This window comes from Cetobacterium sp. (assembly GCF_048470075.1).
In the GTDB taxonomy this organism is placed as follows: domain Bacteria; phylum Fusobacteriota; class Fusobacteriia; order Fusobacteriales; family Fusobacteriaceae; genus Cetobacterium_A.
Genome location: NZ_DBGBQB010000316.1, coordinates 1 through 4,314 on the forward strand (window position 1 = coordinate 1; position 4,314 = coordinate 4,314).

The following is a 4,314-nucleotide window of genomic DNA, read 5'->3' on the forward strand; positions in this document are numbered from 1 at the left end:
CTCATAAGGTAAAGGTACTATTTTACCTGGTGTTTCTATTTTAATTAATTCTAATAACGTATCTTTTAATATATTTGTTTGCATCTCTATGTTATTAGGTTCTCCCGCATTTGCCCCCATAGGAACCAATGGAGCAACTGCTCTTGGTGTCCCTGTTTGTCTTACCACTGGAGGTAATGCTGCTATAATTATTGTAGGAATTCCCGATTCCTCAATCGCTCTTTGCACCAATACGGCTGAGCGATGACAAGTTCCTCAACCAGCGGTTAAAATCACCGCATCTACATTTTCATCTTTAAATATTTTTGCAATTTCTGGACCAGTCTCATTTTTAAATTTATCTTGATTTCCTCCTCCACCCATAAATCCAATATGAGTTTCAGCAGTCTCTTTAAAGAGCCCAGTTTTTTGTAATTCTCTAAGTCTTGTAATTGGAAACATACAGTTAATATCCTTGTTTACATCAGCATTGTCATATCCACCATGAGATACCATCAAGTCATTACTTAAGGCATTCCCTGGAATCAACCTGAAACTAAAGTCTCCTGCAAAATTAAATCTTTCATCACTTTTTAAATGAACTCCAGCTGCTGTTGCTAAGCCTACCTTCATATCTTTAAGCTCTTTCGTAACTGGAGTAAAAATTGAGTTAGGAGTAATCGGTACAAATATTTCTGATTGCATATTTTTTACTATTTTCATCTTCAATCTTCTCCCTTATACTTTTTTAACTTCAGGTGAAATCATCTCTAAAAAACTCATTTTAAAAACAACTTTTTGTCCAACCTCTAAAGGATAATCTGTTATAATCATTCTTTTGGGAATCTCTATATGTCCTAATCTTCCTTTAAAGTCAACTCCTATCCCCCCTCCTTGAACTTTTACTATAACTCCATGCATTTCAATAATTTTATCTCCATATTTCATCCTAATTTCACCCTTTCTTCATATCTGTAGTCAGATTATATCTGCTCTTTCTATACTTACTTTTAGAGAGTTCTCAATAACTTCAATATTATTTTCCTTTACATTTGAATTCCATTTTCTTTCTGCTTCAGATATCTCATCATTTGCCATAATTGCTTTTAACATTTCTAAAGCCCTTATAGCATCCTCATGGCAAAGAGTGTTACATGCTAAAATCTCATTTTCAATTCCCTCTGCACTCTTGTTATTATCTATCATATTATTCATATATTTATTTCCAACAACTAAAGCTCCCTGAACACCTGAAAATGTCATTCCAACAACAGGTATTCCTCTCATTCCTATTTGTTCCATATGATTTGCAAAATCGATATGATTATTTCCAAATCCCTCTGTAGTTACAATTGCCCCTTCTACATCAAGACTTTCTACTATTGCTCCAAGTCTTTCTGAAACATAAAATTTTTCACTATTTACTTGAGGGCTTCCTATAAAAATAACTCCACATAAATCTAGCTCTTCATCATTCATAGTATCTATTACAAGTGGTTCTCTAAAATAGTGTCTAGAACACTCCTTACTTGCTGGTCCTATACAAGTAAGTGCATGAATTCCTCCATCTAATACCTCTAATGGTGAAAGCATTATTGGTATATTTCCTAAATCAACATTTGGTTTCCCACCAAGAACTCCAACTGGTTCGATAGGTAATATGAGATTATCATGCATTGCTCCTTGTCCCATTATTTCTTTTACAATTACTATTTTTTTCTTGTCTGGTCTACGACACTGTACTAGTTCCTCTTTTTTTATAGATAGAGAATCCTCAATTTTCTTAAGTGCTTCTCTAATCTCTTGAGTTATAAAGTCTGTCACTGTATGTGCTGCAAATGGACCTGGTCTTTCCATATTTGTTCCAGCTTTAATGGTTACCTGTACTTTTATTATTATCTCTCCTTTATCTGGTGCTCCTGGTCTTCCCCACGCTATATTCTCTTCTAAAATACCTTCTGATGATCCAAACTCTCCAATTTGAACTCCTTTTTCATCAGTTCCAGTTATCATAATAACAACTCCATCTAAAACTCTAGTTATTCCCATTCCTAATTTAGAATCTCCCTCTTTTGTTGCAATAGGTTGAACATCCATTATAGTGTCACTGTATGTTTTATATTTATCCATTGTTATAATATCTATTTCTAAGTCAGTTGCAATGTGATCTTTTGAAATTGCATCTTTTTTAATATCTTTCCTAATATATAAAGTTTCTCCAATTATTTCAGTTCTAGGACCAAACTCGACTTTCTCAATTTTAAAATATTTTCTAATTAAAGTTCTCTTATTTTTAGTATTTTGTATTAGTTTTTTTCCTACATTTCTATCTTTAACATCTATTTTATTATCTGGTATTTGATTTATTTCTATTGGAAATTTTGTAATACTAGAAGTAAGGGGGAGTTCGATATCAATATTTTTCCCCTCTCCTATTCTAATTTTCAATATTCCATCACTAAATGTTGAATAATTATTTTTCATAACCACATTTTCTATTTTTTCAATTTTTTCACCAAAATCTTCCTCTAATATCCCAGTAAGTGCAGGGATATCTTTTAATATTTTTTTTCCCAAAGCATCTTTTATTTTAACCACCTTATTTAAATCAATAATAAGAGAATCTTGAAGTTTATATAGATTTTTAGCTGATTCAAAATCCTCTATTTTTAAAATCTCGCCGGATTTTTTACCTATTTTCAAAACCGCAAACTCATTTTCATTTACTTCCATATCAGTAACCAAATCTACTCCTGATATAACTGTTTTCAAAATATCAGATGTTATAGGTACCAATGAATCTATTGTTTTTAATAGTATTCCACCCAAAACATCTTTTATTTTAAGACAATTATCTGGTATACTCAGTAATCCCGACTCTTCTAAATCAGGAAAAATTGCAGGATCTTCTAAATTAGAAGGTTCCATCATTGTTCCAACCTCAGTCCTACAGCAACTAACTGCTGGTTTTTCAAGTACTTCTTGAATATAATCCTTAGACATTGACATTTTAATCCTCCTTAATACTTAATGTTTTACTATAATCTTCTTGTTAATGGATAATCGATAGTTCTGAAAATATGATCAGTAGCGTGATACACTCCTAATCCCAACTTCGGTGCACAACACATAACTGTATTTGAGCAATCCATACAATTGGAAATTAAAACTCTTTTTACGTTCTCTCTTTTTAAGAAAAGAATTCTTTCAACCTGTCCTGGACATACACCAGGAGTCATACATTTTCCGTTATTTGCTATATTTTTGCAAAATGCTACAGCTTTTACTGTGGATCCCATTTTTAAAGCTATCTCTCTAAGCCTTTCCTCATTTGCACCACATGCACATACAAGTAACCCAATTGGACCTTCATAAATTGGAAGAGGAATTGTAAATATAAGTCCTCCTGTTGTTTTTGTAATTACAGCGGTTTCTAAATTTTTAGATACTCCTATATATGGTCCCCCCATTATAAATTCTCCCACTGGGTATTTAATCTCATACTCTTTAATAAGCTCTTTTACTGAAGTTCCTATTGGAACATTAAAATATACATTCTCTTTATCTTTATTTTTAAAATCGCCTATTATAGTGATATCCTTGTCAATAACTGGTTTTCTATACTCTACGGCTCTAGTCAAATTAGCCAGAGTTTCTGTATTTAATACAATACTATTTAATGTAATTGGTCTATCGTTTGGGGAAATCCACTCCCCAAATATTGCATGAATTAAAGCTCTTTCCTCCCCCATAGGATAAATATCTTTAACTAGAACAACCTGTATATCTGTGTATTCCAAAGATTTAATTGCAGCATTTATCGCTTTAATTGCAGTACTATTTTTTTCTTTTATTCCTATATATGCCTTTTTTGCCATTGTTGAATCCATTGCGTATTTTATCCCTTTTATTACTAGTTCGGGTTCATTTTTTAAAAGCTCCACATTATGTTTCAAACCCGGTTCACACTCAACACAGTTAGCAATTATATTCCCATTTGGAATTAATGTTTTTAATTTCAAATAAGTTGGAAATCCAGCTCCTCCAGCCCCAATTATTCCGGCTTCTTTAGCATACTCTGCAATCGAAGAACATCTCTTTATTTTTTTAAAATCTTCAGTTTGGCATATGTCTCCATCAATACTTATTTCCTCATCATTTATTTCTAAAACTCTTCCCTTTACGCTACTATGAATTTTTAAATCTAAATCCATTGATTCAGCTATAAGCTCCCCCCTTACAATATCATCTCCTATTGAAACAATTGCATAACAGGATTTCTCCGTATGTATTTTTAAATAAAATTTATAAATAGCCATTTCTCCTCCTTAAACG

4 protein-coding genes are annotated in these 4,314 nt (G+C 32.1%); all 4 read right to left on the reverse strand.

Translation table 11 applies throughout. The features are described 5' to 3' along the window. The coding region (gene prdB / locus ACMOUI_RS10945) for a D-proline reductase (dithiol) protein PrdB (protein WP_418965731.1) at window positions 1-702 on the reverse strand (702 nt) is incomplete at its 3' end. Window positions 703-717: 15 nt separating this feature from the next. After that, window positions 718-927 carry a CBO2463/CBO2479 domain-containing protein gene (locus tag ACMOUI_RS10950; RefSeq protein ID WP_418965732.1) on the reverse strand — a complete coding sequence of 70 codons (210 nt, stop codon included), beginning with the start codon at window positions 925-927 and terminating at the stop codon, window positions 718-720. Between the two features lie 30 nt (window positions 928-957). Then, the gene (gene prdA, locus ACMOUI_RS10955) at window positions 958-2,988 is read right to left on the reverse strand and encodes a D-proline reductase (dithiol) proprotein PrdA (RefSeq protein WP_418965733.1); all 2,031 of its coding nucleotides are present in this window, start codon (window positions 2,986-2,988) and stop codon (window positions 958-960) included. Between the two features lie 29 nt (window positions 2,989-3,017). Continuing rightward, window positions 3,018-4,298 (reverse strand): proline reductase-associated electron transfer protein PrdC, encoded by a 1,281-nt coding sequence (gene prdC, locus ACMOUI_RS10960; protein WP_418965734.1) that lies wholly within the window; start codon window positions 4,296-4,298, stop codon window positions 3,018-3,020. Window positions 4,299-4,314: the final 16 nt, after the last annotated feature.

What these genes read in the sequence shown, in the direction of transcription:
- prdC (WP_418965734.1), bottom strand. Translation starts at nt 4,298, where the DNA reads ATGGCTATTTATAAATTTTATTTAAAAATACATACGGAGAAATCCTGT.
- prdA (WP_418965733.1), bottom strand. Translation starts at nt 2,988, where the DNA reads ATGTCAATGTCTAAGGATTATATTCAAGAAGTACTTGAAAAACCAGCA.
- ACMOUI_RS10950 (WP_418965732.1), bottom strand. Translation starts at nt 927, where the DNA reads ATGAAATATGGAGATAAAATTATTGAAATGCATGGAGTTATAGTAAAA.